The sequence below is a fragment of the Delftia sp. PE138 genome, from assembly GCF_018320755.1.
GTDB classification, from domain to species: Bacteria; Pseudomonadota; Gammaproteobacteria; order Burkholderiales; family Burkholderiaceae_C; genus Comamonas; species Comamonas tsuruhatensis.
Genome location: NZ_JABEPN010000001.1, coordinates 17573 through 31864 on the forward strand (window position 1 = coordinate 17573; position 14292 = coordinate 31864).

The 14292-nt window shown below is 69.8% G+C and carries 13 protein-coding genes; 10 read left to right on the forward strand and 3 right to left on the reverse strand.

Translation table 11 applies throughout. The features are described 5' to 3' along the window. Window positions 1-111: 111 nt before the first annotated feature. On the forward strand, window positions 112-1830 hold the full coding sequence (locus HFGMBDPB_RS00100; RefSeq protein ID WP_212644663.1) for an AMP-binding protein: 1719 nt from the start codon (window positions 112-114) through the stop codon (window positions 1828-1830). Between the two features lie 44 nt (window positions 1831-1874). Here HFGMBDPB_RS00100 and HFGMBDPB_RS00105 read toward each other — a convergent pair whose 3' ends face one another. After that, window positions 1875-3608, reverse strand: coding sequence for a Na+/H+ antiporter (locus tag HFGMBDPB_RS00105; RefSeq protein ID WP_016450031.1), 1734 nt, complete (start codon window positions 3606-3608; stop codon window positions 1875-1877). A 92-nt stretch (window positions 3609-3700) separates the two neighbouring features. On the opposite strand from HFGMBDPB_RS00105, the gene HFGMBDPB_RS00110 reads away from it, so the two are divergent. The 5 genes from HFGMBDPB_RS00110 to HFGMBDPB_RS00130 all read left to right on the forward strand — a co-directional run bounded on the left by HFGMBDPB_RS00110 (window position 3701) and on the right by HFGMBDPB_RS00130 (window position 10005). Continuing rightward, a complete protein-coding gene (locus HFGMBDPB_RS00110; protein ID WP_212644664.1) occupies window positions 3701-5308 on the forward strand; it encodes a carboxyl transferase domain-containing protein in 1608 nt (535 codons plus the stop codon). A 34-nt stretch (window positions 5309-5342) separates the two neighbouring features. Next, window positions 5343-6128: an enoyl-CoA hydratase/isomerase family protein gene (locus tag HFGMBDPB_RS00115; protein ID WP_212644665.1), complete on the forward strand. Its 786-nt coding sequence runs from the start codon at window positions 5343-5345 to the stop codon at window positions 6126-6128. A gap of 66 nt (window positions 6129-6194) precedes the next feature. Further along, window positions 6195-6944 carry a DUF4126 domain-containing protein gene (locus HFGMBDPB_RS00120; RefSeq protein ID WP_034363214.1) on the forward strand — a complete coding sequence of 250 codons (750 nt, stop codon included), beginning with the start codon at window positions 6195-6197 and terminating at the stop codon, window positions 6942-6944. A gap of 51 nt (window positions 6945-6995) precedes the next feature. Next, window positions 6996-9014, forward strand: a complete 2019-nt coding sequence (locus HFGMBDPB_RS00125) for an acetyl/propionyl/methylcrotonyl-CoA carboxylase subunit alpha (protein ID WP_016452785.1) — start codon at window positions 6996-6998, stop codon at window positions 9012-9014. Window positions 9015-9084: 70 nt separating this feature from the next. After that, entirely contained in the window at window positions 9085-10005 is a 921-nt protein-coding gene (locus tag HFGMBDPB_RS00130) for a 2-hydroxyacid dehydrogenase (RefSeq protein ID WP_212644666.1), read from the forward strand. Between the two features lie 9 nt (window positions 10006-10014). Here HFGMBDPB_RS00130 and HFGMBDPB_RS00135 read toward each other — a convergent pair whose 3' ends face one another. Continuing rightward, window positions 10015-10383 (reverse strand): Bug family tripartite tricarboxylate transporter substrate binding protein, encoded by a 369-nt coding sequence (locus tag HFGMBDPB_RS00135; protein WP_080945436.1) that lies wholly within the window; start codon window positions 10381-10383, stop codon window positions 10015-10017. 142 nt (window positions 10384-10525) lie between these two features. After that, complete coding sequence (locus tag HFGMBDPB_RS00140; RefSeq protein WP_212644667.1) at window positions 10526-11488, reverse strand: 3-hydroxyacyl-CoA dehydrogenase family protein; 963 nt, start codon at window positions 11486-11488, stop codon at window positions 10526-10528. Window positions 11489-11579: 91 nt separating this feature from the next. Here HFGMBDPB_RS00140 and HFGMBDPB_RS00145 point away from each other — a divergent pair, with 91 nt between their 5' ends. The 4 genes from HFGMBDPB_RS00145 (at window position 11580) to HFGMBDPB_RS00160 (ending at window position 14287) form a co-directional block, all read left to right on the forward strand. Further along, window positions 11580-12488: a LysR family transcriptional regulator gene (locus HFGMBDPB_RS00145; protein WP_212644668.1), complete on the forward strand. Its 909-nt coding sequence runs from the start codon at window positions 11580-11582 to the stop codon at window positions 12486-12488. 109 nt (window positions 12489-12597) lie between these two features. After that, a complete protein-coding gene (locus HFGMBDPB_RS00150; protein ID WP_016452781.1) occupies window positions 12598-13539 on the forward strand; it encodes a hydroxymethylglutaryl-CoA lyase in 942 nt (313 codons plus the stop codon). Window positions 13540-13541: 2 nt separating this feature from the next. Then, window positions 13542-14045, forward strand: a complete 504-nt coding sequence (locus HFGMBDPB_RS00155) for a YbaK/EbsC family protein (RefSeq protein ID WP_012207760.1) — start codon at window positions 13542-13544, stop codon at window positions 14043-14045. Next, window positions 14045-14287: a DUF1289 domain-containing protein gene (locus HFGMBDPB_RS00160; protein ID WP_017404204.1), complete on the forward strand. Its 243-nt coding sequence runs from the start codon at window positions 14045-14047 to the stop codon at window positions 14285-14287. Before HFGMBDPB_RS00155 ends, HFGMBDPB_RS00160 begins: the two co-directional genes overlap by 1 nt. Window positions 14288-14292: the final 5 nt, after the last annotated feature.

The following is a 14292-nucleotide window of genomic DNA, read 5'->3' on the forward strand; positions in this document are numbered from 1 at the left end:
GCCTGTTCTGCTCGGGGTTGGCCCTTATGCTGCCACGCAATAGCTGCCGTGACGGGGCAGGCCACTGCATTTGCCCGTCCCAGGCGCCGCCGACGACACAGGAGACAACGCATGCCCGCCCAGAACGCCCCGCTCGCTTCCAGCCATGCCCAAGGCCGCACCGATGTGCCGCTGATCGAGCAGACCATCGGCGATTTCTTTGCCGACATGGCGGCCCGCCAGCCCGATCGCGAGGCCCTGGTCAGCCGCCACCAGGGCCTGCGCTACAGCTATGCCGGCCTGCACACCGAGGCGCGCCGCCTGGCCAGCGCGCTGCTGGGCCTGGGGCTGGACAAGGGCGACCGCGTCGGCATCTGGTCGCACAACAACGCCGAATGGGTGCTGATGCAGCTGGCCACGGCCCAGGTCGGCCTGGTGCTGGTCAACATCAACCCGGCCTACCGCACCTCCGAGGTGGAGTACGCGCTCAACAAGGTCGGCTGCAAGGCCCTGGTGACCATGGCGCAGTTCAAGACCAGCGACTACCTGGGCATGCTGCGCGAACTGGCCCCCGAGCTGGCCACGGCCGAGCCCGGCCGCCTGCATTGCGCGCGCCTGCCCCAGCTGCGCAGCGTGGTCTGGATCGACGTGGAAGGGCAGTGCGAAGAGCAGCCCGGCATGCTGCGCTTTTCCAGCCTGCTGGCGCGCGGTGATGCGCAGGATGCGCGCATCGACGCCGTGGCCGCCACGCTCAAGAACACCGACCCCATCAACATCCAGTTCACCAGCGGCACCACGGGCTTTCCCAAGGGCGCCACGCTGACCCACCGCAACATCCTGAACAACGGCTTTTTCATCGGCGAGTGCATGCGGCTGACGCCCGAGGACCGGCTGTGCATTCCCGTGCCGCTGTACCACTGCTTCGGCATGGTGCTGGGCAACCTGGCCTGCTTCACGCATGGCTCGGCCATCGTCTACCCGAATGACGGATTCGATCCGCTGCTGGTGCTGGAGACCGTGCAGGCCGAGCGCTGCACGGGCCTGCACGGCGTGCCCACGATGTTCATCGCCGAGCTGGACCACCCGCGCTTCAAGGAGTTCGACCTGAGCACGCTGCGCACCGGCATCATGGCCGGCTCGCCCTGCCCCATCGAGGTGATGAAGCGCGTGGTCAGCGACATGCACCTGTCCGAGATCACCATCGCCTACGGCATGACCGAGACCAGCCCCGTCAGCTGCCAGAGCGATGCCGACACGCCGCTTCAGCGCCGCGTGTCCACCGTGGGCAAGGTGCAGCCGCACCTGGAGGTGAAGATCGTCGACCCGGCCACGGGCGAGGTGGTGGCGCCTGGGGTCTCGGGCGAGCTGTGCACGCGCGGCTACTCGGTCATGCACGGCTACTGGGGGGACGAGGCGCGCACGCGCGAGGCCATCGACGACGAGGCCTGGATGCACACCGGCGACCTGGCCACCATGGACGAGCAGGGCTACGTGAACATCGTCGGCCGCATCAAGGACATGGTGATCCGCGGCGGCGAGAACATCTACCCGCGCGAGATCGAGGAATTCCTCTACCGCCATCCGCAGGTGCAGGACGTGCAGGTCGTCGGCGTGCCCGACGCGCGCTATGGCGAGGAGCTGTGCGCCTGGATCATCGTCAAGCCCGGCCAGGCGCTGACCGAAGACGGCGTGCGCGACTTCTGCAAGGGCCAGATCGCCCACTACAAGGTGCCGCGCTACATCCGCTTCGTCGAGGCCTTCCCGATGACGGTGACCGGCAAGATCCAGAAATTCAAGATCCGCGACGAGATGATCGCCATGCTGGATCTGCGCCCGGCCAGGACCGCCTGAGGGCTGCTTTCATGCGCTGCCGCCAGCTGTCCACCGCGTGCCGCCTAGGGCGTGCCGCCCTCGGGCGCGGCCATGGCCGAGGCTGCAGCGCGGCGCGCCACGACCAGGCGCTTGCGCAGCGAGATCTCCTGCATGTCCAGCTCGCTGACCAGGCGGCGCAGCGACTCGTCGTTGATGCGGTGGGCCTGGCGCTCGGCGTAGAGCGCGTCGCGCTCCTGGTGGATGCAGCGCAGGCGCAGCTCGATCTCCAGCAGGTAGCGCAGCTTGCGCTGGCGCACGACTTCGGGCGCCTCGCGCTGGATCTCGATGCTGGAGGCCGTGCCGCTGCCGTCGTCCAGCAACTGGACGCGGTTGCGGTATTCCTGCGTCAGGTGGCCCATGACCTCCTGGTGCATGGCCACCCATTCGGGCGTGTGGCCCTGGATCTCTTCCTCGCTCAGCGTCAGCCCGCCAATGGCGGACTGGCAGGCGGCCACGCGCGCCAGGCGCTCCTCGCGCACCGTGGGCGATTCGCCGGGCTGGGGCATGCGGCGCAGGATCAGCGGCAGGGCGATGCTGCCCAGCACCAGGGTGAACAAGATGGTGCCCGTGGCCAGGAAGACCAGCATCTCGCGGCCGGGGAAGGGCTGGCCGTTGTTCAGCAGCATGGGCACGGACAGCGCGCCGGCCAGCGTCACGGCGCCGCGTATGCCGGCCATGGTGGTGGCCAGGTTCAGCAGGTGCGAGGGGCGCTCTGCCATCTTTCCCTGGAAGTGGGCGCGAGCCAGGCTGCGCTGCACGCCCAGCGTCAGCCAGATCCAGCGCATCAGCAGCAGCGCGCTGGAGATGATCACCACATAGCCCACCAGCACCCACCATTCGCTGCCCGCATCGTGCAGCGTCACGCCGATGATGGAGGGCAGCTGCAGGCCCAGCAGCAGGAAGATGGCGCCGTTGAACGAGGCTTCCACCATGCTCCAGGTGCCCTCGGTCTGCAGCCGCTCGCTGATGTAGCTGCTGCGCTCCAGGTCGGCGAAGTTGGTGGCAATGCCCGCGGCCACGGCCGACAGGATGCCCGACACGCCGATCTTTTCGCCCACGATGTAGGCGGCGAAGGGCAGCAGGATCAGCAGCAGCACCATCTGCGTGGCCGCCACGTCGCCCAGGCGGCGCGTGATGGTGCTGCGCGCATAGGAAAAGCCCCAGCCGATCAGCGTGCCCACGCCCAGGCCGCCCAGGGCCATCCACATGAAATCCTTGGCCACCTCGGTCCACGAGAACAGGCCGGTCAGCGTGGCCGCGATGGCGAATTTCAGCGCCACCAGGCCCGAGGCGTCGTTGAGCAGGGACTCGCCCTCGAGGATGTGCATGGTCTTCTCGGGCATGCCCAAGTTGCGCGTGATGGCCGAGACGGCCACGGCATCGGTGGGCGAGACCACGGCGGCCAGCGCAAAGGCCACGGTCAGCGGCATGCCGGGCACCAGCCAGTGGATCAGCCAGCCCAGCCCCACCACCGTGAACAGCACCAGGCCCAGCGCCAGGCGCAGGATGGGGCGGTACAGCGCAAAGAACTCGCGCTTGGGGATGCGCCAGCCGTCGGCGAACAGCAGCGGCGGGATGAACAGCAGCAGGAACAGCTCGGGATCGAAGGCGATGTGCAGGCCCTTTTGCGGCCAGGCCATCAGCGCTCCCAGGGTGATCTGGATCAGCGGCAGCGGGATGGCGCGCACGTAGCGCGCGGCAATGCCCGTCAGCGCTCCCAGCAGCAGGACGAGCAAGACGATTTCAACGGTGTGCATACGGCATTTTCCCCAGGCCGGACCGCCGTTCTTTGCAGGACATTCGGAAAAACCAAGCGCCCGCATCGGGCAAACACAAGAAGAGGCCACACATGAGCATTCTGGGCACCCAACTCAATCCGCGTTCGGCGGACTTCCTGGCCAATGCCGCGGCCATGCGCGCCGTGGTCGAGGACCTGCAGGCCCAGGTGGCCAAGGTCGCCGAGGGCGGCGGCGAGGCCGCGCGCGCCAAGCACGTGGCGCGCGGCAAGCTGCTGCCGCGCGACCGCGTGGCCATGCTGCTGGACCCGGGCACGCCCTTCCTGGAGATCGCCCCGCTGGCTGCGCTCAACATGTACCGCAACGATGCACCCGGCGCGGGCCTGATCGCCGGCATCGGGCGCGTCAGCGGCGTGGACTGCATGATCGTGTGCAACGACGCCACGGTGAAGGGCGGCACCTACTACCCGATGACGGTGAAGAAGCACCTGCGCGCCCAGGAGATCGCCGCGCAGAACCGCCTGCCCTGCATCTACCTGGTGGACTCGGGCGGCGCCAACCTGCCCAACCAGGACGATGTGTTCCCCGACCGCGAGCACTTCGGCCGCATCTTCTTCAACCAGGCCAACATGAGCGCCGAGGGCATTGCCCAGATCGCCGTGGTCATGGGCTCGTGCACGGCCGGCGGCGCCTATGTGCCGGCCATGAGCGACGAGTCCATCATCGTCAAGAACCAGGGCACCATCTTCCTGGGCGGCCCGCCGCTGGTGAAGGCCGCCACGGGCGAGGTGGTCAGCGCCGAGGACCTGGGCGGCGGCGACGTGCACACGCGCCTGTCGGGCGTGGCCGACCACCTGGCCCACAACGACACCCACGCGCTGGCGCTGGCGCGCCAGGCCGTGGCCAACCTCAACCATGCCAAGCAGCCGGCGGCCGGCGACCTGCCGCCCGAGGCGCCGCTGTTCGACGGCGGCGAGCTGTACGGCGTGATCCCCGTGGACACGCGCAAGCCCTTCGACGTGCGCGAGATCATCGCCCGCGTGGTGGACGGCAGCCGCTTCGACGAGTTCAAGGCCCGCTTCGGCGCCACCCTGGTCTGCGGCTTTGCGCGCATCGAGGGCATGCAGGTGGGCATCATCGCCAACAACGGCATCCTGTTCAGCGAATCGGCCGTCAAGGGCGCGCACTTCATCGAGCTGTGCTGCCAGCGCAAGATCCCGCTGGTCTTCCTGCAGAACATCACGGGTTTCATGGTGGGCCGCAAGTACGAGAACGAAGGCATTGCCCGCCACGGCGCCAAGCTGGTCACGGCCGTGGCCACGGCGGCCGTGCCGAAGTTCACCATCATCATCGGCGGCTCCTTCGGCGCGGGCAACTACGGCATGTGCGGCCGCGCCTACTCGCCACGCTTCCTGTGGATGTGGCCCAACGCGCGCATCTCGGTCATGGGCGGCGAGCAGGCGGCCAGCGTGCTGGCCACCGTCAAGCGCGACGGCATCGAGGCCAAGGGCGGGCAGTGGACGGCCGAGGAGGAAGAGGCCTTCAAGGCCCCCATCCGCCAGCAGTACGAGGATCAGGGCCACCCCTATTACGCGACGGCGCGCCTGTGGGACGATGGCGTCATCGACCCCGCCGACACGCGCCGCGTGCTGGCGCTGGGCCTGGCGGCCACGCGCAACGCGCCCATAGCGGACACGCGCTTCGGCGTGTTCCGCATGTGACGGCGGCTTCCCTTTCCTTGCAGCGAGGTACTTCATGAAAACCACCGCACTGACCCTCGAATTCCAGGGCCCCCTGGCCACCATCACGCTGACCCAGCCCGAAGTGCGCAATGCCTTCAGCGACGAGGTCATTGCCGACATCACCCACGCCTTCCACGCCGTGGGCAAGCGCAGCGACGTGCGCGCCGTGGTGCTGGCCGCCGAGGGGCCGGCCTTTTGCGCGGGCGCCAACCTCAACTGGATGCGCCGCATGGCCGACTACTCGCGCGACGAGAACCGCGAGGACGCCGGCCTGCTGGCCGAGATGCTGCGCGTGATCTACGAATGCCCGCAGCCCACCATCGCGCGCGTGCAGGGCGATGTCTATGCGGGCGGCATGGGCCTGGTCGCGGCCTGCGACATGGCCGTGGCCGCCGAGGGCGCGGGCTTTTGCCTGTCCGAAGTGAAGATCGGCCTCATCCCCGCCACCATCAGCCCCTACGTGATCCGCGCCATGGGCGCGCGCGCCGCCCACCGCTACTTCCTGACCGGTGAGCGCTTCGACGCGGCCGAGGCGCTGCGCATCGGCTTCGTGCACCGCGTGGTGGCGGCAGACGAGCTGGACAACGCCGTGGACGGCCTGCTCAAGCACCTGGTCAGCGCCGGTCCCGCCGCCGCCCGCGCCTGCAAGCGCCTGGTGATCGAGGTGGCCGAGCGCGAGATCAACGAGCAGCTGATCGCCGCCACCGTCGAAGGCATCGCCGACATCCGGGCCAGCGCCGAGGGCAAGGAGGGCGTGCAGGCCTTCCTCCAAAAGCGCAAGCCGGCCTGGCTGGCCTGACACGCGCAGGCTGCCCATTCATCGCGCCACCACCGAGCAACGCCGAGCCAACGCCGAGCCAACACCATGAGCACCCTGACCGACTCCCTCGTCCAGTGGCTGCAGTCCGTGGGCCTGTACCCGGGCCCGGCCGTGCACCACACGGTCAGCGAGGCGGCTGGCGAAGTGGCCGAGCGCGTGGGCCAGGCCACCAGCGGCATGGACATGGCCGGCCTGCTGGCGCTGGCCGCCGCACTGGGCTGGGCCAGCGGTTTCCGGCTCTACGCCGTGGTGTTCGTGACCGGGCTGCTGGGGGCGCTGGGCTGGGTGGTGCTGCCGGGCGGGCTGCATGTGCTGGAGCATCCGGCCCTGCTGTTCGCCAGCGGAGCGCTGCTGTTCGTGGAGTTCTTCGCCGACAAGATCCCCGGGGTGGACTCGGTCTGGGACCTGCTGCAAAGCGTGATCCGCATCCCGGCGGGCGCGGCGCTGGCGGCCGGTGTCTTCGGCGCCGACAGCGCGACCATGGCCACCATGGCGGCCCTGATGGGCGGCTCGCTGGCCCTGTCCAGCCAGGTGGCCAAAAGCACGACGCGCGCGGCCATCAACACCTCGCCCGAGCCGTTTTCCAACGTGGGCGCCAGCCTGGTGGAGGACGGCGCCTCGGTGGGCGCGATCTGGCTGGCGCTCACGCACCCGCTGGCCTTCGCCGCCGTGCTGCTGGTCGTGGTCATCGCGCTGTGGCTGCTGACCTGGGCGCTGTGGCGCTTTCTCAAGGCCGTGGTGCAGCGCCTGCGCGCGCTGTTCGGCGGGTCTCCCGCGATGAATCAAAAACCATAGCCGCCGGTCGCCGAATGACCGGGGCTGCAGAGAAAACACTGGAGATAACGCATGTTCAAGAAGATCCTGATCGCCAACCGCGGTGAAATCGCCTGCCGCGTCGCGGCTTCCGCCCGCCGCATGGGCGTGCGCACCGTGGCCGTGTACTCGGACGCCGATGCCCGCGCCAAGCATGTGCAGGCCTGCGACGAGGCCGTGCACATCGGCGGCAGCGCCCCCAAGGACAGCTATCTGCGCTGGGAACGCATCCTGGAGGCCGCCAAGGCCACGGGCGCCCAGGCCATCCACCCCGGCTACGGCTTTCTCAGCGAGAACGAGGAATTCGCCCAGGCCTGCGCCGATGCCGGCCTGGTCTTCATCGGCCCGCCGCCCTCGGCCATCCGCGCCATGGGTCTGAAGGCGGCCTCCAAGCAGCTCATGGAAAAGGCCGGCGTGCCCCTGGTGCCCGGCTACCACGGGGCCGACCAGGACCCGCAGCTGCTGCAGCGCGAGGCCGACCGCATCGGCTACCCGGTGCTGATCAAGGCCAGCGCCGGCGGCGGTGGCAAGGGCATGCGCCTGGTCGAGCGCAGCGAGGACTTTGCCGCCGCCCTGGCCAGCTGCCAGCGCGAGGCCATCAACAGCTTCGGCGACGACGCCGTGCTGGTCGAGAAATACGTGCTGCGCCCGCGCCATATCGAGATCCAGGTCTTTGGCGACACCCAGGGCAACTGCGTCTACCTGTTCGAGCGCGACTGCTCGGTGCAGCGCCGCCACCAGAAGGTGCTGGAGGAGTCCCCCGCGCCCGGCATGACGCCTGCGCTGCGCCAGAAGATGGGCGAGGCCGCCGTGGCCGCCGCCCAGGCCGTGAACTATGTGGGCGCGGGCACGGTGGAATTCATCGTCGAGCAGCCCGGCGGCTACGACCAGCCCGAGGCCATGAAGTTCTACTTCATGGAGATGAACACCCGCCTGCAGGTCGAGCATCCGGTGACCGAGGCCATCACGGGCGAGGACCTGGTGGACTGGCAGCTGCGCGTGGCCAGCGGCCTGCCCCTGCCCAAGCGCCAGGACGAGCTGCGCATCACCGGCCATGCCATCGAGGCGCGCATCTGCGCCGAAAACCCCGACAACGGCTTCCTGCCCGCCACCGGCACCCTGCATGTCTACCGCAAGCCCGACTGCGCCAGCTTCCATGTCGGCGACGTGCGCGTGGACGACGGCGTGCGCGAGGGCGATGCCATCAGCCCCTTCTACGACTCCATGATCGCCAAGCTCATCGTGCATGGCGACACGCGCGAACAGGCGCTGGCGCGGCTCGATGCCGCCCTGGCCGAGACACGCATCGTGGGCCTGGCCACCAATGTGCAGTTCCTGCGCCAGGTCATCGCCAGCGATGCCTTTGCAACCGCCAAGCTGGACACGGCGCTGATCGAGCGCGAGAAACAGCATCTGTTCCACCAGCAGCGCCTGCCGCAGGCCCAGGCCGTGGCCGCCGCCGTGGCCCAGGTACTGCAGGCCGAGCGTGCCCAGGAAACCGCCGACCCCTTCAGCCGCCGCGACGGCTGGCGCTCGCACGGCGTGGCCGAGCGGCGCTGGGACTTCCGCCAGGGCGAGGCCGCCGTGCCCGCGCGCCTGCGCTACCTGCATGACGGCGCGCTGCAGCTGGCCGTGGGCGAGGGCGAGTCACTCGCCGAGGGCCTGTTGTCCTGGCAACAGGCCGGGGACGGCGCCTTCGACGTGCAATTCGCGGGCCAGCGCCTGCGCGCCCAGGTCCATGTGCTGGGCGAGCAATGCCATGTGTTCGCTCCCCAGGGCGCGGCCGTGCTGGGCCTGGCCGATCCGCTGGCCCATGCGGGCGATGTGCATTCGGAAGGCGGCCGCCTGACGGCGCCCATGCCGGGCAAGGTGGTCTCCTTTGCCGTCAAGGCCGGCGACAAGGTCAGCAAGGGCCAGCCGCTGGCCGTGATGGAGGCCATGAAGATGGAGCACACCATCGCCGCGCCCGGCGACGGCGTGGTGGCCGAGCTGCTGTATGCGCCCGGCGACCAGGTGACCGAAGGCTCCGAGCTGCTGCGCCTGGAAAGCTGAGCCCGCAGACAAGACAGTTTTGCGCAAAAGTCGCGCGTGGGCGTCGCCAGGCCGTTAGGCTTGGCCACCTATGCGAGTGACTTTCTGCTGCGAAGACACCAGGCCCGACGCCTGGCTGCAAGGACTGCGCGCGGCCCTGCCGGGCGCCGAGGTGGACATCTGGTCGCCGGGCGCGCCGCAGGCCGACTACGCCCTGGTCTGGGCGCCACCCCAGCGCTTCATCGACGAGCAGCCGGGCCTCAAGGCCCTGTTCAACATCGGCGCTGGCGTCGATGCGCTGCTGCCGCTGCGCCTGCCGCCCGACCTTCCCGTCTACCGCCTGGAGGACGCCGGCATGGCCGTGCAGATGGCCGAATACGTCAGCCAGGCCGTGATCCGCTTCTTCCGGGGCCTGGACGGCTACGAGGCCGACATGGCCGCCGGCCTGTGGCAGCACCGGCCCAATCCCCGGCGCGCCGACTACCCCGTGGGCGTCATGGGACTGGGCCGCATGGGCGAGCGCGTGGCGCGCGCGCTGGCGGTGTTCGATTTCCCCGTCAACGGCTGGAGCCGTACGCCGCATGCCATCGACGGCGTGCGTGGCTTCTGCGGCCCGCAGGACTTCGACGCCTTTCTGCGCGCCACCCGCATCCTCGTCAACCTGCTGCCGCTGACCCCCGAGACCGACAGCATCATCGACGCGCGCAGCCTGGCCCTGCTGCAGCCGGGCGCCTATGTCATCAACGTGGGACGCGGCGGCCATGTGGCGGACGAGGACCTCATCGCCGCCATCGACGGGGGCCATGTGTCCGGCGCGTTGCTCGATGTGTTCCGCACCGAGCCGCTGCCTGACGGCCATGCCTTCTGGCGGCATCCGCGCATCACGCTCACGCCCCATACCTCGGCCCGCACCCTGGCGCGCGACAGCGTGGAGCAGATCGTGGGCAAGGTCGCGGCGCTGAGCCGGGGCGAGGCCGTGAGCGGCCGCGTGGACCTGCGGCGCGGCTACTGACGGGCGTGCTCAGTCCAGCGTCACGCCGGTGCTGCGCACCAGTGCACCCAGGCGCTGGGAGTCGCTCCTGATCAAGGCACCGAATTCGGCCGCCGTGCCGCCCACGGCCGGCGTGCCTATGGCCTCCCAGCGCGTGCGGAAGGCCGGGTCCTTGAAGATGGCGTTGACCGTGGCATTGAGTTTGTCGATGGCGGCGGGCGGCGTGCCCGCGCGCACGGCAATGCCATGCCAGCCCGTGATCTGGTAGCCGGGCGCGCCGGCCTGGGCCATGGTGGGCACATCGGGCAGCACCTTGCTGCGCTCTGCCGAGGTGACGGCCAGCGGGATCAGGCGCCCGCCCTGGATGTGCTGCAGCGAGCTGCCCACGATGTCGAACATCACGCCCACCTGGCGGCCAGCGCCTGCGGAGTGACCGGCAGGGCTCGGTGGTCGGCCGGCTGCTAGTAGGCGCCGTTGGGGGCCACGGTGATGATCAGTGGGTCGTTCCACTGCGACGTGTTTGACGTGGGGACCGGCGTGCTCATGGCGTGTCCTGTGCCTGCTCCGGCACCGGCAGCTCGCTGGCCAGCAGGGCCAGGCCCTGGCGCAGCAGCGCGTCGTAGCGTGCACGCTCGGCCAGGCGGCGGTCCTCGGGCCAGTCGAAGAAGCCCTTGCCGGTCTTCATGCCCAGATCGCCGCGCGCCACGCGATCGCGCAGGGCCTGGGCCGGCACATCGGTGTTGGACAGCGTGGGGTACATGGTGGCGGCGGCCGCGCAATGCACCTCGATGCCTGCATGGTCGCGCTGCAGCACGGGGCCGGCCGCCAGGAAGCGGAAGCCGAAGCCGAAGCGCACGGCGGCATCCACGTCCTCGGGCGAGGCAATGCCCTCGTCGATGAGGGCGAAGGCCTCGCGCGACAGCGCATGCTGCATGCGGTTGGCCAGAAAGCCGGGCTGGTCCTTCTTCACCAGCACCGGCACGCTGCCGCAGCCGCGCATGAAGGCGTGCAGCCACTGGCCCAGGGCCGGGTCGCTGCGCTCGCCCAGCACCACCTCCACCAGTGGCACCAAGTGGGCGGGCATGAAGAAGTGCAGGCCCAGCATGCGCTGCGCCGTGGGCAGGCCGCTGGCGATGGCGCTGATGGGAAAGCCCGAGCTGTTGCTGGCCAGCACGGCGTCGGCCGGCGCATGCGCCTCAAGTTCGGCGAACAGCGCCTGCTTGGCATCCAGCCGCTCGGTGATGCATTCCACCACCAGGGCCACGCCGTCCCAGGCCACATCCTCCAGCGCCGCGCAGACCGAGACCTGGGACGCGCACCGGGCAAAGCCGGCCGTGGCCAGCTCGATGGCAATGTGCTGCAGCAGCAGCTCGCGCCGTGCCGCGCCGGGGTCGACCACGGTCACCAGGGCGCCGCCCCGGGCCAGGACCACGGCCACATCGGCACCCATGGTGCCTCCCCCGACGACCACCGTGCGCGCGTGGCGCGGCGAACTGCTGTGCATGCTGTCTCCTGCTGATTTCATGGATTTGAGGCGCAGTCTAGGCAGACGTCATTGAACGGTAAAGACGCATTTTTCGATAAACTGATCGGCCATGAAGATCAATTGGTCGGCCCGCGAGGTCGATGTCTTTCTGGCGCTGGCCGATTCGCTGAGCTTTCGGCGCACGGCGCTGCAGATGCACCTGTCGCAGTCGGCCGTCTCGGGCACGCTGGCGCGGCTGGAAGAGATGCTGGGCGCGCGCCTGTTCGAGCGCACCACGCGCGCCGTGGAACTGACCCAGGCCGGCGAGGTCTTCGCCGAGCAGGCGCGCATCCTGCGCCACCAGATGGACGAGACCGTGCGCCGCGTGCAGGAGGTGGCCCAGGTGCAGGTGGGCCGGCTGGCGCTGGCGGCCCTGCCTTCGCTGGCCGCGGGCCTGCTGCCCCGCGTGCTGGCGCGCTTTGCGGCCGAGCATCCGGGCGTGCACCTGGAGCTGTTCGACAGCCTGGCCGGGCCGGCCTTCGACATGGTGCGCGCGGGCCGCGTGGACTTTGCGCTCACGGCGGCCAACCCCGCCTATGCCGACCTGGACTACCTGCCCCTGGCCTCCGACCGCTTCGTGCTGCTGCTGGGCCGCGGCCATGCGCTGGCGCGCGGGCGCGGCGATCTGGGCTGGGCCGACGTGGCCCATCTGCCCCACATCTCCATGCCGGCCGGCACCAGCGTGCGGCAGTACGCCGACGAGGCCCTGCTGGCCCACGGCATACGCTTTGCGCCCCAGTACGCCGTGGAGCACCTGGCCACCATCGCGGCCATGGTGGCTGCCGATCTGGGCGTGAGCGCGCTGCCGCTGCTGGCCGCGCAGGTGGTGCAGCGGCCGGAGGTGGTGGCGCGCCCGCTGGCACGGCCGGTGCTGCGCCGCCCCATCGGCCTGGTGCGCCTGAGCGGCCGCCGCCTGTCGCCGGCTGCCGCGCGCATGGTGGAGATGCTGCGCGATGAAATGGCGGCCCTGCCGGGCTGAACGGGGCGCTGGCAGCCGTTGTGCATGGCCCGGCAGGATATGGGGTGGTGCCCGGGCCTGCAAGCCTGGACAATAGGGGCCGTACCCGTCATCCCGGTGAGAACACCCCATGAGCATTCCTTCCCGCGTCAAACTCGTCGATGTAGGCCCCCGCGACGGCCTGCAGAATGAAAAACAGCCCGTGCCCGCCGCCGTCAAGATCGAGCTGGTGCACCGCCTGCAGGAAGCCGGCCTCAAGGAAATCGAGGTCACCAGCTACGTCAGCCCCAAATGGGTGCCGCAGATGGCCGACAACGCCGAAGTCATGGCCGGCATCGTCCGCCGCCCCGGCGTGCGCTACAGCGTGCTCACGCCCAACATGAAGGGCCTGGAGGCCGCGCTGTCGGCGCCGCGCGAACTGTGGCCCGACGAGATCGTGGTCTTCGGCGCAGCCAGCGAGGCCTTCAGCCAGAAGAACATCAACTGCTCCATTGCCGAAAGCATCGAGCGCTTCGCCCCCGTGGCCGAGGCCGCACGCGCCCAGGGCATCTACGTGCGCGGCGCCATGAGCTGCACCGTGGGCTGCCCCTATGAAGGCGAGATCGCCCCCGAGCGCGTGGCCTACCTGGCCGGCCTCATGAAGGGCATCGGCGTGCAGCATGTGGGCGTGGCCGACACCATCGGCGTGGGCACGCCCGTCAAGGTGCGCAAGGCCATCGAGGCCACGCTGCAGCACTTCGCCATCGACGATGTCTCGGGCCACTTCCACGACACCTACGGCCAGGCCGTGTCCAACACGCTGGCCGCGCTGTCGCTGGGCGTGTGGCAGTTCGACACCTCGGTGGCGGGCCTGGGCGGCTGCCCCTACGCCAAGGGCGCCACGGGCAATGTGGCCACCGAGGACGTGGTCTACATGCTGCAGGGCATGGGCATAGAGACCGGCATCGACCTGGACAAGCTGATTGACGCTGGCCAGTTCATCAGCGACCACCTGGGCCGCCCCACGCAGTCGCGCGTGGCCAAGGCACTGCTCACCAAGCGCGCCAGCGCGTCTGCATGCGAGGCGGTGTGAGCATGTGCGGATCTGAACTCCACCATCTTCCCGAAGGCGTGCAGCGCGTGGCGGCCTTCCTGCAGCAGGCCGGCCATGGCGAGGGGCCGCGCATGCTGGACGGCGCGGCGCGCACGGCCCAGGAAGCGGCCGACCAGCTGGGCATCCTCGTGGGCCAGGTGGCCAAGAGCATCATCTTCCGCCGCCGCAGCGACGGCGTGGCCGTGCTGGTCGTGGCCTCGGGCGACCGCCGCGTGGACGAGAAGAAGGTCGCTGCCCTGGTCGGCCCCGTGGGCCGTGCCGACGCCGATTTCGTCAAGGCGCAGACGGGTTTTTCCATCGGCGGCGTCAGCCCCGTGGCCCATGCCAACACGCCCGTGACCCTGGTGGACCGGGAGCTGCAGCGTTTCGACACGGTCTGGGCTGCCGCCGGCCATCCGCATGCGGTGTTCGCGGCCACGCCGGCCGCGCTGCAACTGCTGGCCGGCGCGCCCTGGGCCGACGTGGTGCAGGAGGTGGCGGCATGATGGGCCCCAAGGAAATGCTGGCCCACAAGGCCGGCGCAGCCTTCGCTGCGCGCGCTGACGACGAGCCCGTGCCATCGCCCTGCATCTCGGTCTGCCGCATGACGCCGGACCGCAGCCATTGCGAAGGGTGCTTTCGCACCATCGACGAGATCCGTGCCTGGTCCAAGTCCGATGCGTCCCAGCGCCTGGTCATCTGGAACGCGCTGCTCGAGCGTGCGGGCATCACGGTCGCCGTCCCCTAGACCCC